At 74.7% G+C, this 20,703-nt stretch carries 17 protein-coding genes; 5 read left to right on the forward strand and 12 right to left on the reverse strand.

Going from position 1 to position 20,703, the window contains the following annotated elements; all coding sequences use genetic code 11:
- Positions 1-642: 4Fe-4S cluster-binding domain-containing protein (locus IG05_RS0140030; protein ID WP_030349028.1), on the reverse strand; the 642-nt coding region annotated here is incomplete at its 3' end.
- A gap of 238 nt (positions 643-880) precedes the next feature.
- On the opposite strand from IG05_RS0140030, the gene IG05_RS0140035 reads away from it, so the two are divergent.
- The 3 genes from IG05_RS0140035 (at position 881) to IG05_RS0140045 (ending at position 4,048) form a co-directional block, all read left to right on the forward strand.
- Positions 881-1,561, forward strand: a complete 681-nt coding sequence (locus IG05_RS0140035) for a hypothetical protein (RefSeq protein WP_051790810.1) — start codon at positions 881-883, stop codon at positions 1,559-1,561.
- 140 nt (positions 1,562-1,701) lie between these two features.
- A complete protein-coding gene (locus tag IG05_RS0140040; protein ID WP_051790813.1) occupies positions 1,702-2,466 on the forward strand; it encodes a hypothetical protein in 765 nt (254 codons plus the stop codon).
- Entirely contained in the window at positions 2,441-4,048 is a 1,608-nt protein-coding gene (locus IG05_RS0140045) for a hypothetical protein (protein ID WP_030349031.1), read from the forward strand. The genes IG05_RS0140040 and IG05_RS0140045 overlap by 26 nt, the downstream gene beginning before the upstream one ends.
- A gap of 77 nt (positions 4,049-4,125) precedes the next feature.
- Here IG05_RS0140045 and IG05_RS0140050 read toward each other — a convergent pair whose 3' ends face one another.
- Genes IG05_RS0140050 through IG05_RS0140060 form a run of 3 tightly spaced genes read right to left on the reverse strand, consistent with a single transcriptional unit; the run spans position 4,126 to position 9,220 of the window.
- Positions 4,126-4,776 carry an RES family NAD+ phosphorylase gene (locus IG05_RS0140050; protein ID WP_030349032.1) on the reverse strand — a complete coding sequence of 217 codons (651 nt, stop codon included), beginning with the start codon at positions 4,774-4,776 and terminating at the stop codon, positions 4,126-4,128.
- Positions 4,776-5,537 carry a hypothetical protein gene (locus tag IG05_RS43020; protein WP_037815754.1) on the reverse strand — a complete coding sequence of 254 codons (762 nt, stop codon included), beginning with the start codon at positions 5,535-5,537 and terminating at the stop codon, positions 4,776-4,778. Before IG05_RS43020 ends, IG05_RS0140050 begins: the two co-directional genes overlap by 1 nt.
- Complete coding sequence (locus IG05_RS0140060) at positions 5,534-9,220, reverse strand: CHAT domain-containing protein (protein ID WP_051790815.1); 3,687 nt, start codon at positions 9,218-9,220, stop codon at positions 5,534-5,536. Before IG05_RS0140060 ends, IG05_RS43020 begins: the two co-directional genes overlap by 4 nt.
- 200 nt (positions 9,221-9,420) lie before the next feature.
- Between IG05_RS0140060 and IG05_RS0140065 the strand changes: the two genes are divergently transcribed.
- The gene (locus tag IG05_RS0140065) at positions 9,421-9,732 is read left to right on the forward strand and encodes a hypothetical protein (RefSeq protein ID WP_234336268.1); all 312 of its coding nucleotides are present in this window, start codon (positions 9,421-9,423) and stop codon (positions 9,730-9,732) included.
- Positions 9,729-10,385, forward strand: a complete 657-nt coding sequence (locus IG05_RS0140070; protein WP_030349036.1) for a hypothetical protein — start codon at positions 9,729-9,731, stop codon at positions 10,383-10,385. The genes IG05_RS0140065 and IG05_RS0140070 overlap by 4 nt, the downstream gene beginning before the upstream one ends.
- Here the strand turns inward: IG05_RS0140070 and IG05_RS0140075 are convergent.
- The 8 genes from IG05_RS0140075 to IG05_RS44020 all read right to left on the reverse strand — a co-directional run bounded on the left by IG05_RS0140075 (position 10,377) and on the right by IG05_RS44020 (position 20,137).
- The gene (locus IG05_RS0140075) at positions 10,377-11,903 is read right to left on the reverse strand and encodes an NCS1 family nucleobase:cation symporter-1 (RefSeq protein WP_030349037.1); all 1,527 of its coding nucleotides are present in this window, start codon (positions 11,901-11,903) and stop codon (positions 10,377-10,379) included. The genes IG05_RS0140070 and IG05_RS0140075 overlap by 9 nt on opposite strands.
- 117 nt (positions 11,904-12,020) lie before the next feature.
- The gene (locus tag IG05_RS0140080) at positions 12,021-13,040 is read right to left on the reverse strand and encodes a TIGR03842 family LLM class F420-dependent oxidoreductase (protein WP_030349038.1); all 1,020 of its coding nucleotides are present in this window, start codon (positions 13,038-13,040) and stop codon (positions 12,021-12,023) included.
- 11 nt (positions 13,041-13,051) lie between these two features.
- Entirely contained in the window at positions 13,052-14,446 is a 1,395-nt protein-coding gene (gene hydA / locus IG05_RS0140085) for a dihydropyrimidinase (protein ID WP_030349039.1), read from the reverse strand.
- Between the two features lie 118 nt (positions 14,447-14,564).
- A complete protein-coding gene (locus IG05_RS0140090) occupies positions 14,565-15,407 on the reverse strand; it encodes a nitrilase-related carbon-nitrogen hydrolase (protein WP_030349040.1) in 843 nt (280 codons plus the stop codon).
- Positions 15,408-15,562: 155 nt separating this feature from the next.
- A complete protein-coding gene (locus IG05_RS0140095) occupies positions 15,563-17,134 on the reverse strand; it encodes a PucR family transcriptional regulator (protein ID WP_030349041.1) in 1,572 nt (523 codons plus the stop codon).
- A gap of 17 nt (positions 17,135-17,151) precedes the next feature.
- Positions 17,152-18,435, reverse strand: a complete 1,284-nt coding sequence (locus IG05_RS0140100) for an aspartate aminotransferase family protein (protein WP_030349042.1) — start codon at positions 18,433-18,435, stop codon at positions 17,152-17,154.
- Complete coding sequence (locus tag IG05_RS0140105) at positions 18,432-19,274, reverse strand: nitrilase-related carbon-nitrogen hydrolase (RefSeq protein ID WP_030349043.1); 843 nt, start codon at positions 19,272-19,274, stop codon at positions 18,432-18,434. The genes IG05_RS0140100 and IG05_RS0140105 overlap by 4 nt, the downstream gene beginning before the upstream one ends.
- A 206-nt stretch (positions 19,275-19,480) precedes the next feature.
- Positions 19,481-20,137: a hypothetical protein gene (locus tag IG05_RS44020; RefSeq protein WP_063760136.1), complete on the reverse strand. Its 657-nt coding sequence runs from the start codon at positions 20,135-20,137 to the stop codon at positions 19,481-19,483.
- Positions 20,138-20,703 lie beyond the last annotated feature (566 nt).

Consider the following 20,703-nt stretch of genomic DNA (forward strand, 5'->3'; position numbering starts at 1 on the left):
GCCCTCCCCCAGCCGCCGCTCCAGCTCGGTCAGTTCACCGCGCAGCGGGACGCCGTAGAACCGCACCCCGCCGTTCCCGACGGGGCCGGTCTGCAGCCGCGGGCCCGGTGCCTCCCGGGTCAGGTACGGGGCGTAGCGGGCGGTGCCGAGCGGGGTCAGCGGGACGATCCGCTGGTTGGCCGAGCCCCGCCAGGCCAGCCGGGTGGGCTCCGCCACCCGGTACCGGCCGGTGATCACCGCGTCCGCGCCGCCGAGGGCGGCCCGCCGCTCCGGCGTCAGCTCCGCGGGCTCGTACCCCGTGTAGACCAGCAGGTCGGCGGGGTAGGGCCCGGCGCTCCCCTCGCGGCGCCGGGCCCCGTCCCGCAGGCGTGCCGCACCGGCGAGGAGTTCGGCGAGCGCCGCCGCCTGCTGCAGGGGCTCGCCGCCGCTGACGGTCAGGCCGTCCGCTCCGTCGGCGAGGGCCCGCCGCCACAGCGTGAGCACCTGCGCGACCGTCGTGGCCGTCCCGGCCGCCGGGTCCCAGGTGTGCCGGGACATGCATCCGGGGCAGGCCAGGGAGCAGCCCTGGAACCAGACGCCGAGCCGTTTGCCCGGGCCCAGTGTTTCCAGCGGGTAGTGCGTCCCGTCGAGGCGCAATTCCACGGCATCTCCTCCTCGCACCGGCTTGGAGTATCCAGTGCGCCGAGGGCGGCCCGCAATTGCCGAAAGGTTTCTTTCCGGCTCCGCTCCGGGCGGGATCCGGTTGTTTTCCGGAAACCCCGCAAGGAATGATCGGTTCCCCTCAAAACACCAGTCCCCCGAGGGGTTTTGCTCCGCTACTCTCTCCCCATCGCGGCGCCTTCCCACCCGGACCGCCCGCGACGAATGGGGGCACTTCGAAATGATCACCAATGCTCGAATAAACGTCCGGGTCCGGCGGCCGAAAATCCGGCGCCTCTCCTCGGCACGCGCCCGCTTCCACGGCCGCCGGGACGCGACCGGTCTGCGGGAGTTCCTGACGGACGCGGCGGCGGGCGGCACCCCGGACGACGACGGCCTGCCGCCGTACGTGCTGGGGCTGCGCGCACAGGTGCGGCGCGGTACCGCACGGCTGCGCTCGCGCACCCTCGCCGCGCACCGCGCGCTGCACGTGCGGATCCAGGCGGAGTCGGTGCGCGTCGTGACGCAGTACACCGTGCGCGGCGAACCGGCGCCGGCCGCGCTCGCCCGGTTCGGGCGGATGGTCGGGGAGTGGCGCGCGGCCGCCTCCGTCTGCCGACAGCAGGCCCAGCAACTGGCGGACGAGGCCAACCAGTTGATGGCCGCTTACTGGGACGCCGCCTGGACCCGCACCCAGCGCGACGGCCACGTCGGCGGGACCCGTCCCACCGGCTGGCTGCCCGGGGAGATCACCCTGGACCGCACCTGGGCCTACCTGGACGACGGCCTGCTGAGCGACCGCTGGTACGCCCCGGACCGGGCCGGGCGGGACACCGACCCGTCGGCCGTCGCGCAGGCGCTGCACATCCTCGACCACCAGGCGGCACGCGGCGGCGCCCCGAGCGGCGTGCGCGGGCGATGACCGCCTCGCGGCCGCACGCCGTGCGCTCCCCGTCCCCCGGCGCGTCCCACCCCGGCTCGCCGTACCCGGGCTCGCCGTACCCCGGTTCCCCGCCGCCCGTTACCCGTCCGCCGCTCCCAGGAAGGCCAAGGACCGTCATCGTGCCTCACTCGGCCCGGACCGCTCACCGGTCCCCCGTCCGCGCCGCCCGCCGGCTCGCCGTCGTCGTCCCGCTGGTGTGCTCGCTCGCCGCGCTCGTGTCCTGCAGCAAGCAGGAGGAAGCCCTCACCACGCCCTGCGGGGTGGTCGTAGACGGTTCGGGCTCGGCCGCCGCCGCGAAGCAGGGATTCGACTCCGAGGCCAAACTGAAGGACAGCTTCGGCGAGTTCCTCACCGGCCAGAAGTGCGGAACCGTGGACTTCGCACCCATCACGCGTTCCTCGCGCAGCTCCTCCTGCCGGCAGCAGCAGGTGGACCTCGACCCGCCGCACGACGCCGGCACCGACCAGAAGGCGCAGCGCGCCAGGGCCCTGCAGGACGCGGCCGTCGCGGCGCTCGCCGAGCTCAAGTGCGCGCGGGGGCAGAACGGTTCGGACGTGTGGGGGGCGCTGGCCCGCATCGGGGAGGGCGTCCCGCACGACGGCGGGGCGGCGAAGCTGCTCGTGGTGAGCGACTTCGACCAGTCCGACCCGGAGTTCGTCCTCTCCCACCAGGACCTGACGACCAAGGACAAACGGGCGAAGGTCATCGACTCGCTGGTGAAGCAGCGGGGTCTGCCCGGCATCAAGGGGATGGACGTGTTCCCCGTCGGGCTCGGCATGCAGTACTCGGCGAAACCCAGCGAGGCCGACGACTTCGAGTCCTTCTGGGTGGAAGCACTCGAAGGGAGGGCCCAGGCCCATGTCGACACCCAGTACAAGCGCTGACGCCCCCGAGCCGCGCCGCCGGCGGCTCGCCCGCGCCCTGCCGCTCCCGGGGCGGAGCGCCCGGCAGGCCACGCGGCCGGGGGCCGGCCCGGGCACCACCGGGCTCGCCGGCCGCCGCCCCCTGGTCCTCGACGACAAGGCCGAGGGCGGCCTGCTCGCCGACGCCCGCAAGAGGGGCCGGCAGGCCGGCCGGAAGCGGACGCTGGACCCGTGGGTGCTGGCCGGCGGCGACCGGCTGCCCTACTTCGCCGAGCTGGCCTCCGTACGGGACACCGTGATCCACCGGATCGAGGAGGAGCTGAACCTCGCGGAGGAGACGGCCCGGCTCCAGGACGCGCAGGCGGCCACCGCGGTGACCGCGGGCGAGGCCGAGACCCGGCTGCTGGACGAGCGGCTCACCGAGGCCGACCGGGACATCCTGGCCGCCCGCAGTCAGCTCGACCTGCTCGCGCTGCGCTCCTCGCGCTGGCTGCGCTTCCGGGACCGGCTGCGCGAACGGGTCGAGGAACGCTGGCTGCGGGCCCGCTTCCCGGACGCCCCCGCGCCGCCGGCCGGCCGTACCGCGGACCCGGACGCCACCGGTCTCCCGCAGGACGGGACCGGGCAGCCGGCCGGCAAGCAGGACGGCGCGGACCCGGGCGACGACTGGCAGTCGGTGTCCGCGGCCGGCGCCGCCCCGGACGAGGCCTCGCCCGCCGCGCTGCGGGAGGAGTACCGCGCCGCGCGGCGGGAGACCGCCGAGACCGGGTCGGCCGAGGGCTGGGAGGGGCTGGCCACCCGCCCCGGTCTGCCCCGCTGGCTGACCCTGGCCCTGCTGGCCGTCATCATGGCCGTCGAGGTACCGGTCTACTGGGTCGCCTACCAGCCCTTCCACGGAGTCGGCAGCACCAGCGGCGACGCCCTGTCCGGGACGCTCGCGGTGTCGTCGGCCGTCGTCATGCTGATCCTGCCGCACCTGGCGGGGCACATGCTGCGGTGGCGTTCGGCGACCGGGTCGCCGCGCAACGGCTGGCTGCCGGCCCTGTCGCTGCTCGGCGTGTGGGGCGGCCTGACCTGGGTGCTGGGCACGCTGCGCGCCAGGTTCGTGCTGCAGCACGACGCTCCGGCAGCCGCCGCCGGGGACGCCTCGGGCTTCCGCGGGCTGGGCGGTTCGTCCGCGGGCACCTCGACCCTGGTGGACCGGCTGCACCTGTCGTCCCAGACGGTGACCTGGCTGTTCTGCGCGCTGCTGCTGCTCTCGGGCGGTGTCGGCTTCCTGCTCGGCCTGTTCCGGGAGCACCCGTTCCTGGACGCCTACCGCACGGCGGTGGAACGGCGGGCGGACCTGCGGGGGCGGCGCGAGCAGAACGTCGCCGCCACCGAGCGGGCGCGGGCCGCGCAGGAGACGGCCGAGGACCGGCAGCAGGACCGCAGGGAAGCCGCGAACGAGCGGATCGCCGCGGCCCGCCAGCTGTACGAGGCCGCCGCCCACGAGTACCTCGACGGGGTGATGGCGGCCTCGCGGGACACCGCCGTCACCGAGTCGGCGATGCGCCTGTCCCGGAACTGGCCGCTGCTGCCCGCCCCCCTGCGGGACCGCTGACGGCGGGCGGTGCACCCGGACCGGTACTGCCCCGGCCCCTCGCGGGGGGCCGGGGCAGCCGTGTGCCGCGGCGGTGCTCAGTCCTGCGGCGCGGAGACGACCGCGTGCAGCGGCGCGAGAAGCCGGTTGACCCGGCGCACGTCGTCGGCCGACGCCAGTCGCAGGCACTCCAGCGGACGCCGGTCGAGGGGCGCGTCCGGGCAGCGGTCCTGGAACAGCTGGAGCGCCGGGCGCGGCCGGCAGCGTTTGGACGTCCACCACAGCCCCTGCACACCGGTGCAGCGTTCGCGGATGACCCGCACCCAGTACCGGGTGCCGGCGTACTCCGTGGTGTCGATCAGCCAGTCGTCCTGCCAGACGGCGGCCAGCCCCTCGGCGGTCGTGAGGTCCGCCAGGGACAGGTCGGCCGTGGTGCGGACCGCGGACAGGACGTACCGGGACGCCTGCGCCCAGGGGATCTGGCGCACGCCGTCGTCACCGAACTCCACCGACCTCAGGAGCACTTCGGACAGGGCGGTGACCGGGTCGAGGGCCGCGTACAGGTAGGGGTAGGGGTCCTTTTCGGTGGGGTCGAAGCGGCTGCCCTTGAAGAACTCGTGCGCGACGTTCGGGTTGAACTCGCCGGCCCCGAACTGCTCCTCGTGGCACCGCCACAGCACGGTGCCCGCGGGCAGCGAGTGCCGCAGCGGGGCCATCTCGACGCCCTCGGGCGGAAGCTGACCGGCCATCAGCAGGCTCCCACCAGTTCGGCGGCGGCGCGTTCCAGCGCGTCGTCCGGCAGCACGCCGAGCAGGTCGGCGGGGACACCGCCCAGCCACCGGTTGCCGCCCAGCCACCAGTCGGCGGCTCCCCAGGGGTCGCGGTCCGCGCGGAGCAGGGCGTTGATCCGGCGGACGACGGGCAGCGGCTGGGCCGTACCGGGCCGGAACTGGAAGCGGGGGTAGCGGATGCCGTCGTCCGGGTCGCGGAGCCGGATCAGACCTGCGGCCGGACCCGGGCCGCCGGGCGGTCCGGTGGAGCCGGCCCCGGTCAGCGCCGTGTTCTCGGCCCCGGTCAGCGCCGTGTTCTCGGCCCCGGTCAGCGCCGTGTACTCGGCCCCGGTCAGCGCCGTGTACTCGGCCTCGGTCAGCGCGGGTGCGGCGAGGAGCCGGCGGCGGGCCGACCGCAGCAGGTCGGCGGGGTCGGGCGGCGGGGTGCCGAGCACACCGATGACCGCGTCGACCGTGGTGAGGCGGGGCAGCTCCCGGGCGCCGGCGGCGTAGCGGTGGCCGCCGAGCGCCTCGGACACCGGGTGCCCGGGCGGCAGCGCGGCCAGGGTGCGCTTCAGCCGGCGCACGGCCCGGGCGACGGCGGCGGGGCGGCCGGCGACCGTCTCCTCGCGCATCTCCCGCAGCGCGCCGGAGACCCGGCCGAGGTCGTCGTCGCCGAGCCCGGTGACGACGGTGGTCCAGTGGGCCTCCAGGAGCCTGAGCAGTTCCTCCGACGTCATGCGCGCTCTCCTTCCCGGCTCCGGGCGGGGGCCGGTGCGGGGTTGCCGTGGTGGACGAAGCCCGCCCAGGTGTCGGGCCGGTCGCGGAGGTCCTCCGTGAGCCGCCAGCGGGCCGCGACGTCCTTCAGCGCGCGGACGGGCGGGCGTTCGTCCGGCGCGGTGAGCATCCAGCGCTGGGCGGCGCGCAGCGCGTCCGGCGGGGCCAGACCCCGGTCGAGCGCGTCGTGCAGGACGAGCATGAGCAGCTCCGAGCGCATGTCGTCGACTTTCCACCGGGAGCCGATGGCGTCGGCGGCGAGCCGGTGCACGAGCACCGAGGTCAGGGTCAGGGCCTCGTCGTGGTCTCGGGTGGTGAGGTCCGTCTCGCAGCCGCCGCAGACGACCAGGGGGCCGGCCGAGCGGAAGGCGTCGCCCTCGGCGGGTGTCTCCAGCAGGGCGCTCAGCGTGAGGTCCCCGCCGGTGCCGGACGGCTCGGCGTCCTCGTCCGGCACCGCCAGGCGCAGGGCCGACCGGGTGGGGTCCGGGCCGGCGAGGCCGTGGCACGCCAGGTGCACGAGGGAGGCGGGTTCGGCGGCCCGGCCGCCGAGCAGGCCCAGGACCGTCTCCGGGGTGGCGGGGTCCTCGTCGGGGCGGTGCACGACGGCCCGCGGGTAGTGGACGGCGGCCAGGGTGTCGATCTCCTCCTCGGCCCACTGCAGGTCGTCCGCGCCGTGGAAGACCAGGGCCGGGCGGTCGGCGGGCGCCATGCGCCGGCGGGCGGCGGCGCGCAGGAACTCCCGGCCGGAGGAGGCGTGCGTGAGGACGGCGATCTCGCAGGCGCGTACCGCACGCGCCGGGCCGGACCCGGCGGGCGGCTCCAGCACGGCCGCCTGCCAGGGCACCACCCCGAGGTCGCCGCAGGGCACGATGACCAGGCGCACGGCGTCGGGCCGTACGCCGTCGCCCGTGCCGGCCGGTGCCCGCGTCGGAGCGGACTCGGCGAGGGCGCGGTCCCACACCCCGAGGCGGGTCAGGACCGGGCCGAGGACCTCGCCGGCCCACGCGCACAGGTCGTCCAGCGCCCGGTGCCAGCGGCGTACGGCGCGTTCCCGTTCCCTGGCGTTGACCGTGGCGGGGTCGGCGGCCTCCAGACGCTGCCGGTCCGCGCCGGCCGCCAGGTACGCCGCGACCGGCGCGCGTCCGCCGGGGGTCAGGCCGGGCAGCGGCAGCACCGTCACCGGGCCGTCCCCGGTGACGGCGAGGACGGTCCCGTCCGGGTCGTCCACGCCGGGCACCAGGTACAGCAGCGCGTCGGCGGCCGTGGCCCGCAGTCCGGCGCGCAGGTCGCCCACGGTGGCCACGACGGGCCGTACGTCGTCCCCGCCCCGGCCCCGCAGCACCTCCAGCGAGCGGCGCCGCAGGTCACCGGGGAGTCCGGGGGCGCCCGCGCCGGCCGCGGCGGCGAGCACCTCCAGCGGGGAGCGGCCGCCCAGGTCGCCGGGGGCGTCCCGGCTCGCGTCGGCGGACAGTTCCAGCAGGGAGCGGTCGTCGCCGTGTTCCCCGGGGCCGGCGGCGGCGCGCCAGCGCCCGGCCAGGTCGTCCTCGCCGAGGGCCGCGAGCCGGTCGGCGACGCCCGCGGAGACGGCCGCCGCGCCGAGCACCAGGGACCGGCCCGCCTCCAGGCAGGCGATCGCCTCCTCGGGAAGTCCGGCGCGCAGCGCCCAGAAGGCCGCTCTGCGGCCCCGGTCGGCCGCCGCGCGCGCGATGCGCAGGCCGCGGCCGACGCCCTGCTGGAGCAGGACGTCGTCGGCGGAGAGCCGCAGGGAGGTGCGGGCGAGGCCGACGGCGGCGCGCAGGTCCTCGCCGGCTCCGGGCGTGTCCGCGTACCGGGTGGCGCGTTTGGCGCGCAGTGCGGCCAGGTCCCAGGTGAGGCCGGCGCCGCCCGGGGCGCCGTCGGGCAGCTCGGCCAGCGCCCGCGTCAGCTCGGTGACCGCCTCGTCCAGCGCCCCCGCGTCCCCGGTGAACAGGTGCAGGGTGTCCAGGGCGAGCGCGATGCCGCCGCGTGCCCTGGACCGGAAGTCGGAGGTGAATCCGGTGTGGTCCAGGGCGGCCCGGGCGCGCCGTACGCCCTCGGCGATACGGCCCGGGTCCGACTCGGCGATCGCCGTCAGGGTGAGCAGCGGCGCCCAGGTGATGTCGAGGAGGCTGCGCAGGACGGGCATGTCCACCGAGGTCTCCACAGCCCGCTGGAGGTGGTGCACGGCCGCCCGCAGCTGCGCGGTACGGTCGTCCGCCGACGTGGCGAGCACGACGCGGCCCAGATAGGCACCGCCGAGGACGAAGGCGGTCAGGACACCGGTCCATTCCTCGGCGCCGTCGTAGGTCTCGTCCAGTTCCAGTTCGCACAGGGCGTCGACGACGTCCTCGACCGCCCCGGCGTCGCCGCGGTCAAGGGCGGACGTCAGCCGCACCTGGAGCCGGACGGCCTCCCCGCACAGGCGCAGGTTGGCGGCGACGGTGTCCGTGGGGTCGCCGTCCCACTGCTGGGCCTCGAACAGGTCGCGGGCCATGTCCTCGTCCTGGAGGCTGCCGCCGGTGAGGGCGGCCCCGAGGAGCAGGGCCGGGACGACGGTGCGCAGCCACTCGCCGTGGGTGCGGCTGTCGAGTTCGCCGCCGGCCGACGCCTCGTGCATGAGCCGGAGGGCCTCCCGGAAGCCCTCCATGTCGCCGCTGCGGGTGGCGAGGGCGACGTGGACGAGGGCGGCGACCATCCGGGACGGCAGGGAGGGGCGCTCGCCGTCGCCGGCGGCGCGTTCTCCCGTCAGGTCGGCGAGGAGCCCGGACACGTTCTGGGAGGCGACGGTCCCCGGTGACATCACCTCGGCCAGGGCGAGGAACTGGGTCAGGATGTCGCGGACGCCGGCGGGGTCGTCGGTGTCCCCGGCCGGCGCGGCGCCGGTCTCCTGCGGCGGGGGCGTGCCGGGGAGCCGCCCGATGTGGTCGAGCATCAGCGTCAGGAGGGTGGCGAGCGGTGCCGGCAGGGGGCCGTCGGTCATGGTGCCGATGAAGTGCCGGCCGCCGCGGACGAGCGTCTCGGTGTCCCCGGCCAGCAACGCGTCGGACATCTCGCCGAACAGCCGCAGGTTCCGGCGGACTTCGTCGGGCATGCGCGCGGACTCCCGCTCCAGCAGCAGCCGGACGAGCAGCGCGCTGTCCTCCACCATGCCCGGCCCGCCCTCGGCGAGCGGGGTGCCGAGTGCGACGAAGGACATGAGCCGGTCGACGGTCCACGGGTCCGAAGGGCCGCCCATGGCTTCGCGGTCGAGCCGGACGAGCCGGGAGCCGACCAGTGCCACGAGGTCCCGGTGCGCGGCCTCCCGGTCCTCGTCACCGAGCAGCGCGGAGGTACGGGCCCCGGTCAGCAGGGGCAGTGCCCGTTCCCGGTCGGCCGGGGCGCCTTCGAGGACGAACCGTACGGCCCGGCACCGGCCGAGCCGTGCCGCCACCGCCGCGGCCGCCGCCTCGGCGCCCGCCACGCCGGCCAGGTCGTCCGCGAGTGACTCCAGTTCGCCGGCCAGGGCGTCGAGCTCGGGGCCGCGTGGCCCCGAGTACGCCTCCGGGTCGAGCGGTACGGCCCATCCGTCGGTGCGTGCGCGTGCGGCGGCGGCACGGTCGGCCACGGACGCGGTCCCGGCTTCACTCATGTGTCATCCCCTCCGCTGCCATGCTGCCCGCTGTGCGGTGACCCGGCAGCCGGGTCCGGCGGACTTCACCGGCATCCTGCCGGACAACGCCCGGCTGTCGGCCGGTTTCCGCCCGGTCCGCCGTGGCACGGGCGGCCCGGAGTCGGCATCCTGGGTGGTCCGTCGCGGACGTCCGCGCGGTGGCCCGAGGGAGGGATGCGGTGACGGACCCGGGACCGGGCGCCCCCGTTGCGTACCTGGAGACGACGCACCGCGACTACGCGGCCCGCTACACGGCCGGTCTGCGGGCCGAGGCCGCGGCCGCCGGTCTGGTGGTGCTCCGCGGGCGGTGTCCCCGGTGCGGCTGCGCCTTCACGTACACGCACACGGACCGGGTGTTCCGCTCAGCGGGCCGCGGGGCCCGGCCGGCGCACGTGCCGGTGCTGTGCGCGTGCGAGACCGCGCACCCGGGCCGCCCGCCCGAGGAGACGGGCTGCGGCGCCTACTGGAACGTCCTCGTGGAACGGGGGTGACCCCCCGCTGGCGGGTGCGGCCGGGGCCGCCCGGTACCCCGGCCGACCGCCGGGCGGCCCGGCAGACACGGGAGTTGCTCGCCGGTGAGCTGTCCCGGGCCCGGGAGGCGGCGCTCGCCTGGCGCAACGGGCTCGCCGCGCTGTTCGCCGGACTGCTCGGCTTCGGCCTCGTCAAGGGCCGTACCGACGTGGGCAGGCTGGCCTCCCCGTACGACGCCCTGGTGGGCGGTGCGCTGCTGCTGTGCCTGCTGTGCGGCACGCTCGGCGCGCTGCTGCTGCTCCGGGCGGCGCACGGCGCGCCGGCCGGGGTCCGGCTGCCCACCGGTGTCCCCGCCACGGCCACCGCCCTGCACCTGGGCGACCACATGGAGACCCGCCGCACGGCACGGGCCCTGACCCGCGGGGTGGCGCTGACGATCGCCTGCGGGGTGCTGCTCGTCACGGCGGTGGCGCTGACCTGGTACGGCCCCGAGAAGGACGGTCCCCGGATCCTGGTGCGCACCCCGTCGGGTGTCGTGTGCGGCAAGCCCGTGCGCACCGGGGGCGGGCGCCTCGTGCTCGGCACGGACACCGGTGAGATCGCGGTGCGGCTCACCCGGGCCGAGGCCTTCGCCGCGGTCGGGGAGTGCCCGCCGGTGTCGTCCTCACCGTGACGGCGTCCGCGGCGGGATGGTCAGGGTCAGGCCCAGGTACAGCACCAGGGAGGTGCCGAGGCCCACCGCCCAGCCGTAGTCGGCGAGGGGGGCCAGCGCGGGGACCGGGCGGCCGTCGGTCAGGGGCCGCAGGCTCGCCCCGCCGACCGCGAGGACACCGCCCGCGAGGAAGGCGACGACCGCCCGCCAGTTCCAGCCGCCCGTGTACCAGTAGCGGCCGCCCGCCCGGTACAGGTCGGCGAGGTCCAGCCGGGTGCGGCGCAGCAGCCAGTAGTCGGCGACGAGGATGCCCGCGACGGTGCCGAGCAGGCCGCCGACGAGGCCGAGCCAGGTGAAGATGTAGCCCTGCGGGTCGGAGTACAGCTTCCACGGGAAGATCAGCACGGCGAGGACCGCGGTGATCAGGGCGCCGGTGCGGAAACTCACCTTCCGCGGCGCGACGTTGGAGAAGTCGAAGGCCGGGGAGACCAGGTTCGCCGCGATGTTCACGGACAGGGTGGCCACCAGGACGGTGACCAGTGCGTAGAGCAGTCCGACCGCGTTGTCCGTCCGGGCCGCCAGCTGCACCGGGTCCCAGACCGGCCGGCCGTAGACGGCCTGCGAGCCGGAGGTCACCAGCACGGAGAGGAACGCGAAGAGGGTCATCGTGGTGGGCAGGCCGAGCGCCTGGCCCCAGGTCTGGGCCCGCTGGCTCTTGCCGTAGCGGGTGAAGTCGGGGATGTTCAGCGACAGCGTGGACCAGAAGCCGATCATGCCCATGAGGGAGGGCCAGAACAGCTTCCAGAACGCGCCGCCCCAGCCGAGCGTGGACGGCTGGTCGAAGAGCGGGCCGACGCCGCCGGCCTTGCTGCTCATCCACCACAGCATCACGAACGCGCCGACCAGGACGAAGGGCGCGGCCCAGTTCTCGAAGCGGCGGACGGTCTCCATGCCGCGGTGGATGATCGCTACCTGGACGGCCCAGAAGACCGCGAAGGACAGCCACATGGTCCACGCGTGTCCGCCGATGTGCGGAGCGTTCCGCCAGCCGTCGCCGATCAGTTTCCCGGCGAGGAAGTAGATCGCCTCACCGCCGATCCACGTCTGGATGCCGAACCAGCCGCACGCCACCAGTGCCCGGACGACCGCGGGCAGGCTGGCGCCGCGCACGCCGAAGGAGGCGCGGGCGAAGACCGGGAACGGGATGCCGTACTTGGGGCCCGCGTGCCCGGTCAGCAGCATCGGCACCAGCACGATCAGGTTGGCGAGGGCGATGGTGAACACCGCCTGCTTCCAGTCCATGCCCACCGCGATCAGCCCGGACGCCAGGGTCCAGGACGCGGTGTTGTGGGCCATGCCTACCCACAGGGCGGAGAAGTTGTACGTGGTCCAGGTGCGCCCCGCCGCGGGGACCGGCAGCAGGTCCTGGTTGGCGTAACGGCCGGTGGGCGGCGGGGTGCCGGGGGCGAGTTCCACGCGTCCGTCGGGGAGGGTGACCTGGCCGGATATCGGTACGGCCGGAGGAGCGGTGTCGGTCATGGGCTGGCCAATCGGGAAGAGGCGGATCGGGAGAGGCCGGGTGCGGGCACCAGCCCCCTCCCCGGGACGGCGGGGAGGGGAGACCAAGCGGGGCGTGGGGGGAGCCGGGAGCGGGGGTCAGGCGTTGAGGGCCGGGATCACCTGCCTGCCGTAGGCGTCGATGGTGGCTTCCTGGGCGTCGTGCATGTCGTACACCGCGAACTGGTCGACGCCCAGGGCGCGCAGCGCGGTCAGTTTCTCGATGTGCTTCTCCACCGGGCCGATCACGCAGAACCGGTCCACGATCTCGTCGGGCACGAACGCGGTGTCCGGGTTGCCGCTGCGCCCGTGGTGGGCGTAGTCGTAGCCCTGCCGGGCCCTGATGTAGTCGGTGAGTTCGCCGGGGACCTGGGCGGAGTGCTCGCCGTAGCGGGCGACCAGGTCGGCGACGTGGTTGCCGACCATGCCGCCGAACCAGCGGCACTGGTCGCGGGCGTGCGCCAGGGCCTCGGGCGAGTCGTCCTCGGTGACGTACGCGGGGGCGGCGACGCAGACGGTCACCTCCGACGGGTCCCGGCCGGCGGCGGCCGCCGCGTCCTTGACGGCCTTCACCATGTACTCGGTCAGGTACAGGTCGGCGAGCTGGAGGATGAACCCGTCGGCCTCCTCGCCGGTCATCTTCAGCGCCTTGGGGCCGTACGCGGCCATCCAGACGGGGAGTTCGGCGCCCTCCCCGATCCAGGGGAAACGGATCTTCGTGCCGCCGAGGTCGGCCTCCTCGCCGCGGCCGAGGGCGCGGATGACCTTCATGGCCTCGCTGATCCGGGCGAGGGTGTTGGGGGTGCGGCCCGCGACGCGCATCGCGGAGTCGCCGCGGCCGATGCCGCAGACGGTGCGGTTGCCGAACATGTCGTTGAGGGTGGCGAAGGTGGAGGCGGTCACCTCCCAGGTGCGGGTGCCCGGGTTGGTGACCATCGGGCCGACCTTCAGTTTCTGCGTGTTCGCCAGGATCTGGCTGTAGATCACGAACGGCTCCTGCCAGAGCACGGCGGAGTCGAAGGTCCAGCCGTAGCGGAAGCCGCTGCGCTCGGCCCGCTTCATCAGGCTGACGACGCGGGAGGCGGGCGGGTCGGTCTGCAGGACGAGTCCGAAGTCCATGGGCGCCACTCCTAGGTGAGGTACTGACAGGTGGAGCGCGGGGTGAAGACGCCGTGCCCGGCGCGGCCGGTGTACTTCCGCCGGTCGACGACGAGTTCGCCGCGCGAGAGGACCGTCTCGACGCGGCCGGTGACTCGCCTGCCCTCGTACGCCGAGTAGTCCACGTTCATGTGGTGGGTCCCGGCGGACAGCACCTGTTCGGCGTGCGGGTCGTAGACGACGACGTCCGCGTCGGCGCCCGGGGTGATGGTGCCCTTCTTCGGGTACAGGCCGAACATCCGGGCGGGGGCGGCGCAGGCGATCTCGATCCAGCGGCGGCGCGAGATGTGCCCGTCGACGACGGCCTGGTGGAGCAGGTCCATGCGGTTCTCGACGCCCGGCAGGCCGTTGGGGATCTTCGAGAAGTCGCCCCGGCCGAGTTCCTTCTGGCCCGTGAAGCAGAACGGGCAGTGGTCGGTGGAGACGACCTGGAGGTCGTTGGTCCGCAGGCCCTGCCACAGCCTGGCCTGGTGCTCCTTGGGGCGCAGCGGCGTGCTGCACACGTACTTGGCGCCTTCGAAGCCGGGTTCGGCGAGGTTGTCCGTCGACAGGAACAGGTACTGCGGGCAGGTCTCGCCGAAGACATCGAGTCCCTCGTCGCGTGCCCTGGCCAGTTCGGCGACCGCCTCCGCCGCCGACACGTGCACGACGTACAGGGGTGCTCCGGCGACCTGGGCGAGCTTGATGGCGCGGTGGGTGGCCTCGGCTTCGAGGAGGGCCTTGCGGACCTCGCCGTGGTAGCGCGGATCGGTCTCGCCGCGGGCCAGCGCCTGCTCCACCAGGACGTCGATGGCGATGCCGTTCTCGGCGTGCATCATGATCAGGCCGCCGTTCCGGGCGGAGCGCTGCATGGCGCGCAGGATCTGCCCGTCGTCGGAGTAGAAGACTCCCGGGTAGGCCATGAACTGCTTGAAGCTGGTCACGCCCTCCTCGACGAGCAGGTCCATCTCCTTGAGCGTCTCCTCGTTCACATCGGAGACGATCATGTGGAAGGCGTAGTCGATCGCGCAGTTGCCCTCGGCCTTGGCGTGCCAGGTGTCCAGGCCCTCGCGCAGGGTGCTGCCGACGCTCTGCACCGCGAAGTCCACGATGGTCGTCGTACCGCCCCAGGCGGCGGCCCGGGTGCCGGTCTCGAAGGTGTCGGAGGCGAAGGTGCCGCCGAACGGCAGCTCCATGTGGGTGTGGGCGTCGACACCGCCCGGGATGACGTACTTCCCGGTGGCGTCGACGGTGCGGTCCGCGCTCCAGTGCTGCGAGCCGGGCGCGGCGAGGGCGACGATGCGGGAGTCCTCGATGAGGACGTCGGCGTGGATCTCGTCGGACGCGGTGATGACTAGGCCACCGCGGATGACGGTGCGCTTGGTCATGGGGTGCCTTCCTTCCATGGTCGCCTGCGGTCGTCTGCGGCTGGTCGCGCCCGCGCGGCGGACCGCATGCCGGACACGGTCCCGCGCCCCTCCGGGGCGTTCGCCCGCACCGGTGTGCCTACGGCGCCGTCAGCGGTCCGTAGGCGCCCGGCGCCCGGTCCCGGTAGAACTGCCAGCGGTCGCGGACCTCGCGGAGCCGGGCCAGGTCCAGGTCGCGGACGACGAGTTCGGTCTCCTTGTCGCTCGCCACCTCGCCGACGAACCGGGCCTCGGGGTCCACGAAGTACGTGGTGCCGTAGAAGTCGTTGTCGCCGAGGTCCTCCACGCCGACCCGGTTGATCGCGCCGACGAAGTACTCGTTGGCCGCGGCCGCCGCCGGCTGTTCCAGCTGCCACAGGTAGCGGGACAGGCCGCGGGAGGTGGCCGAGGGGTTGAAGACGATCTCGGCACCGGCGAGGCCCAGCGCCCGCCAGCCCTCCGGGAAGTGGCGGTCGTAGCAGATGTACACGCCGATCCGGCCCGCGGCCGTGTCGAAGACGGGCCAGCCGCTGTTGCCGGGGCGGAAGTAGAACTTCTCCCAGAATCCCCGGACCTGGGGGATGTGCGTCTTGCGGTACTTGCCGAGGTAGGAGCCGTCCGCGTCGATCACCGCGGCGGTGTTGTACAGGACGCCCGGCTGCTCCTCCTCGTACATCGGCAGGACCAGGACGATGCCCAGCTCGCGGGCGAGGGCCTGGAAGCGCTGCACGGTCGGGCCCTCGGGGATCCGCTCGGCGTACTCGTAGAACGCCTCGTCCTGGACCTGGCAGAAGTAGGGGCCGTAGAACAGTTCCTGGAAGCAGAGGACCTGGGCGCCCTGGGCGGCGGCGTCGCGGGCCGCCTGCTCGTGCACCCGGATCATGGATTCCTTGTCGCCGGTCCAGGCGGTCTGGAAGAGGGCGGCACGGATCACTCGGCTCATCGGGACCTCCGGTAGCTCGGTGTGCGGTGAGCCTAGGAAGCCGGGCCGGCCGGGTGGACTGGCAGCGTGTCACGTCCGCGGGCGGCCGGCGTGCCACCGTGTCACGTGTGCCCGGTCCCATGTTTCACCGCCGTTGTCGCAGGTCGTCCCATGTGTCACGCCTGTTGCGCGTCGTGCGCGAGGAGCGCGATGTGCACGGAGGCCGCCTGTTCGAAGTCGTCCAGGTCGACGCCGAGCCGGGTCTGTATGGCCTCCAGGCGGCGGTAGAGGGCAGGCCGGGAGACGTGGTGGAGCTGGGCGGTGCGGGACTTGTTGCGGCCCGTCGCCAGATAGGTCCGCAGCACGTTCAGCAGCTCCGGTTCGGCGTCGCGCAGCAGCCCGTCCAGCTCGCGCTCGGCGAAGGACTGCACCTGCGGGTCGTCGCGCAGCAGCCGGATCAGCCCGCGCAGGTGGACGTCTCTGAGCCGGACGACGGCCGGCAGGTCGAGGGCGGCCGGGGAGCCGGCGACGGCGTCGGCGACGTGCCAGGCCTCGCGCAGCCCGGCGGGCACGTCCTCCCAGGCGGTACGGGCAGCGGCGGCGGCGACCACGGCCGGCGCCCGGCTCCGCAGCCGGGTCGCGAAGTGCGCGGTGAGCGCGTCGGCGTCCTGGTCGCGGGCCAGGCTGAGCAGCACGGCGGCGGTGCCGTCGGCGAGTTCGGCGACGATGCCGGGCAGCCCGAGCAGCCGCAGCACCGGGTCGAGCCGGTCCGTCCCGCGGCCCTGGACGACGAGCGGGACGAAGGTGCGCCGGTTGACCGGCAGTCCGGCGGCCCGGGCCCGCGGCAGCAGCTGCCGGGCGGGTACGACCCCGGACACGAGGTCGGTCAGCAGGCTCTGCGCGGACTGCTCCTCCCAGCTGTGCGCGGCGGCGCCGCCGAGCATCCGGTGCAGCACCAGCGCCTCGGCGGCCCGGTCGGCGAGCAGCCGCCCGCTGGCCGCGTCGCCCCGGTAGCCGCACAGCAGCAGCCGGCCCCAGCGCTCCCCGCGGCCGCCCAGCTCGGCGGGGATCCAGCCGTCGCCGCAGCCGCCGCCGGCCTGCCGGGCGATCCGCTCCCAGTCGCGCAGCACGTCGTCCACCGCCGACCGCTCCCCCGCGGTGCCGAGGACACGGTGGGCGAGGTTGGTGACGACGACCGGGCAGCCGCTGTGCCGGGCGATCTCGTCGAGCAGCCGCTGCAGCGGCGCGCCGGCCGTGATCAGTCCGGTGAGCGCGGTGCGTACCGCCTCCGACAGGCTGATCGCGGCGTACTTGCGCCGCACCAGCCGGGACTGCACCTCCTCGGTCAGCTCGGCGAACGGGAACGGCCGGTGCAGGACGACCATGGGCAGCCCGCACCGCTCGGCGGCCCGGCGCATCACCTCGGGCGGCGCGGGGAAGGCCCGGCCGAGGCCGAGGACGACGGCCGCCGCCTCCGCCCGGTGCAGGGACCTGATGTACTCGGCCTGCCGGGCCTCGTCCCCGGCGAGCAGCACCCCGGTGGTGAGGACCATCTCGCCGCCGCTCAGCATCACGCCGACGTCGGCGGCCTCGGCGACGTGCACCCAGCGCACCGGCCGGTCGAGCTGGGCGGCGCCGGCCACCACCTCGGGCTCCCCGGCGAGCACCCGTTCCAGGGTGAGCACCTGGCGGACGGAGAGCGCGGGTTCCGGCGCGAGGAGGTGGCGGGACTCCGGGATGGTGGTCATGGCCGTACACCCGTTCTCTAGTGCGTGCTCCTCAGCGCGTGCTCCAGGATCGCCGCGCCCTCCTCTGCCTCGGCGACGGTCAGCGACAGGGGCGGGGTGATCCGCAGGGCGGTGGTGTCGTGGCCGCCGCCCTTGCCGATGAGCAGCCCGCCCTCCCGTGCCGCCTCCAGCACGGCGGAGAGGGCCTGCGGGTCGGCCTCGTCCGTGCCCGGCCGGGTCAGTTCGACACCGATCATCAGTCCGCGTCCGCGTACCTCGCGGACCCCGGGCAGCTGCGCGGCGACCGCCCGCAGCCGCTCGATGAGCAGTCCGCCGACGCGCCGGGCGTTGCCCTGGAGGTCGTGTTCGAGGAGGTAGGCGAGGTTGGCGAGGCCGGCGGCCATGGTGACCTGGGTGCCGCCGAAGGTGGAGATGCTGTTGGCGTCCAGGCAGTTCATGATCTCGGCGCGGGCGACGACCCCGCCGATGGACATGCCGTTGCCGATGCCCTTGGCGAAGGTGACGATGTCCGGCGGCCCGTTGCGGGCGTGCGCCTGCCAGCCCCAGAAGTGGTCGCCGGTGCGGCCCCAGCCGGACTGCACCTCGTCGGCGATCCACAGGATCCCGTGTGCCTTCAGCACGTCACGGAACGCCGCGTACAGTCCGTCGGGCGGCGAGGTGAACCCGCCGACGCCCTGGACGGGTTCGGCGATCAGGGCGGCCGGCGGCCGGGTGTGGCCGAGGACGTCCTTCAGGTCGGCGACACAGGCGTCGATGAACGCGCGGTCGTCCAGACCGGCGAACGGCCCCCGGGTGCGGACCCCGCCGTGGACGTACATGGTCTGCAGCGGGGACAGGGAGGTCGGGGACCAGCTGCGGTTGCCGGTGATGCCGATCGCGCTGAAGGACCGGCCGTGGTAGCTGTTGCGCATGGCGAGGACGGTGTTGCTGCGCCGGTAGGTGGTGGCGAGCAGCAGGGCGGTGTCGTTGGCCTCGGTGCCGGAGGTCGTGAAGAACACCCGGGCGTCCGGGATGCCGCTCAACTGGGCGACCCGTTCCGCCAGTTCGATCATCGGCCGGTCGAGGTAGAGGGTCGAGGAGTGGATGATCCGGCCGGCCTGCTCGGTGACCGCCTTGGTGACCTCGGGCAGCGCGTGCGCGGTCAGCGTGGTGAGGATGCCGCCGAAGAAGTCCAGGTAGCGGCGGCCGGCGGAGTCCCAGACGTACCGTCCCTCGCCGTGGGTGATCTCGATCGGGTCGTCGTAGTACAGGGCGAGCCAGTCCGGCAGGACCCTGCGGTGGCGGGAGTACAGGTCGTTCACGGCTGCACCAGTCCTTCGTAGGCGTCCGGGCGGCGGTCGCGGTAGAACGCCCACTGCTGCCGCACTTCCTCGATGAGGCCGAAGTCCAGGTCGCGGACGAGGAGTTCCTCGCCCCGGTCGTCGGCGACGTCGCCGACGAACCGTCCGCGCGGATCGACGAAGTACGAGGTCCCGTAGAAGTCGTTGTCGCCGTACTCCTCCCGGCCGACCCGGTTGATGGCGGCGACGAAGTACTCGTTGGCGACGGCCGCCGCCGGCTGCTCCAGCTGCCACAGATGGGCGGACAGGCCCCGGTGGGTGGCGGACGGGTTGTAGACCAGCTGGGCGCCGTTCAGGCCGAGTTGCCGCCATCCTTCCGGGAAGTGCCGGTCGTAGCAGATGTAGACGCCGACCTTGCCGGCGGCGGTGTCGAAGACGGGCCAGCCCAGGTTGCCCGGCTTGAAGTAGTACTTCTCCCAGAAGCCCTTGACCTGCGGGATGTGGTGCTTGCGGTACTTGCCGAGGTAGCTGCCGTCGGCGTCGATCACGGCGGCGGTGTTGTAGTAGAAACCGGACTGCTCGACCTCGAAGACCGGTACGACGATCACCATGCCGGTCTCGCGTGCCAGGTCCCGCATCCGGCGCACGGTCGGCCCGTCGGGCACCGGCTCGGCCCAGCGGTAGTGCTCCGGCTCCTGGACCTGGCAGAAGTAGGGGGTGTTGAAGACTTCCTGGAACCCGATGATCCGCGCGCCCCGGCGGGCCGCCTCACGGGCGTGCTCCTCGTGTTTCGCCACCATGGACTCGGTGTCGCCGGTCCAGGTGGCCTGGACCAGAGCGGCGCGGACGACGTTGGCCATGATGTGCTCCTTCGACGTCGACGTCAGAGCCTCTACGCCCGTAGAGCAGGCCGTAGAGGGACGAAAGTAAGCCTCCGCGCGGCCCTTGCCAAGACCATCGCCGCCAACGGGCCGAGTCGATCGCGTTTCACACTCCGGTGGGTGAGCGCAGCGGCGGACCGGGCGGGCGGACCGGGGCGGATCAGGACACCGCCGGCCAGGTGCGCTCACGTGGTGTACCCGGCGACGCGCAGTGCGTGCACGAGGTCCCAGTGCCGCTCGTCGGAGACGCCGAGCGCGGCGCGGAGCAGCAGCGGGACCAGGCGGCCGGGGTCGGCGGCGGCACACCGGGCGGCCTCGCCGGGCGTCCGGACCCGCACACAGGCGTCCAGCAGGGCCCGCACCTCCCGCTCCCGCCCCTCGCCGTCCAGTTGCAGCACCGCCGCGCCGATCTGCTCCGCCGGCCGCGCGACGCCCTGCCGGAGCAGCTGCCGGCCGTCGTCGCCCCGTCCGGCCGCGGTGAGCGCGTCGGCGGCGGCGACCAGCTGCCCGGCGGGCAGCGCGGCGGCCTCCCACAGCAGCGTCGCCCAGTCGGCGCCGAGCCCGGCGCGGTGCAGGGCGTCCGCGAGCAGCGGCAGCCGGCCCACGGGCCACCGCGCGGCCTCGGCCAGCAGTACGTGCGCCTCCCCGCTGCGTCCTTCGGCACGCAGCCGCGCCAGCCGCCCGACGACTCCCGCGACGGCCGCTCCGGCCTCCTCGTCCACGGCCGCGGCAGCGGGCCGCTCCGGTACGGCCGCCTCCTCCACCCCGGCGAACCGCGCCCCCCGCGGACCGCGCCGCCCGGCGCCGGCCTGCGGCCCCCCGGCCACGGGCACCGGCGGCACGACGACCGCACCCTCCTGCTCCCCCGTCCCGGCCCCGGCGAACCGCGCACCGCCCCGCGGCCGCCTGCGCGGTCTGCCGCCGGCACCGCCGGCCCCCGGGCCGGGGCCCGCAGCCGGGTGCTGTGCGGTGGCCCCGGAGGACGGCGCGTATCCGTCGGCGGGGGCAGAGCGGCCGGCGGGGGCAGACCTGGTCCGGTCGGCGGCGGCCGACCGGGGGGCCTGGCCGGCGGGCGCGCCGGGCGGCTGAGAGCCCCGCCCGCCGGACGCGGCACCGGCAGCACGAGCAGGCGGGCCGGCAGGTGCCCCAGGGCGCTCCGGGGACCAGGCAACAGGCGCAGCCCCGGCAGCAGGTCCGGCTCCTCGCCGAAACCACCGCCCCCTCGCCCGAACCAGCCCACGGACTCGGCCCGAGCAGCGGGCGCCCCCTCCTGGGGCCCCTCACCGGAACCACCGCCCCCTCGCCCCGACCGCCCGCCGGACGCGGCACCGGCAGCACGAGCAGGCGGGCCGGCAGGTGCCCCAGGGCGCTCCGGGGACCAGGCAACAGGCGCAGCCCCGGCAGCAGG

Origin of the sequence: Streptomyces sp. NRRL S-1022 (assembly GCF_000720135.1) — a bacterium.
In the GTDB taxonomy this organism is placed as follows: domain Bacteria; phylum Actinomycetota; class Actinomycetes; order Streptomycetales; family Streptomycetaceae; genus Streptomyces.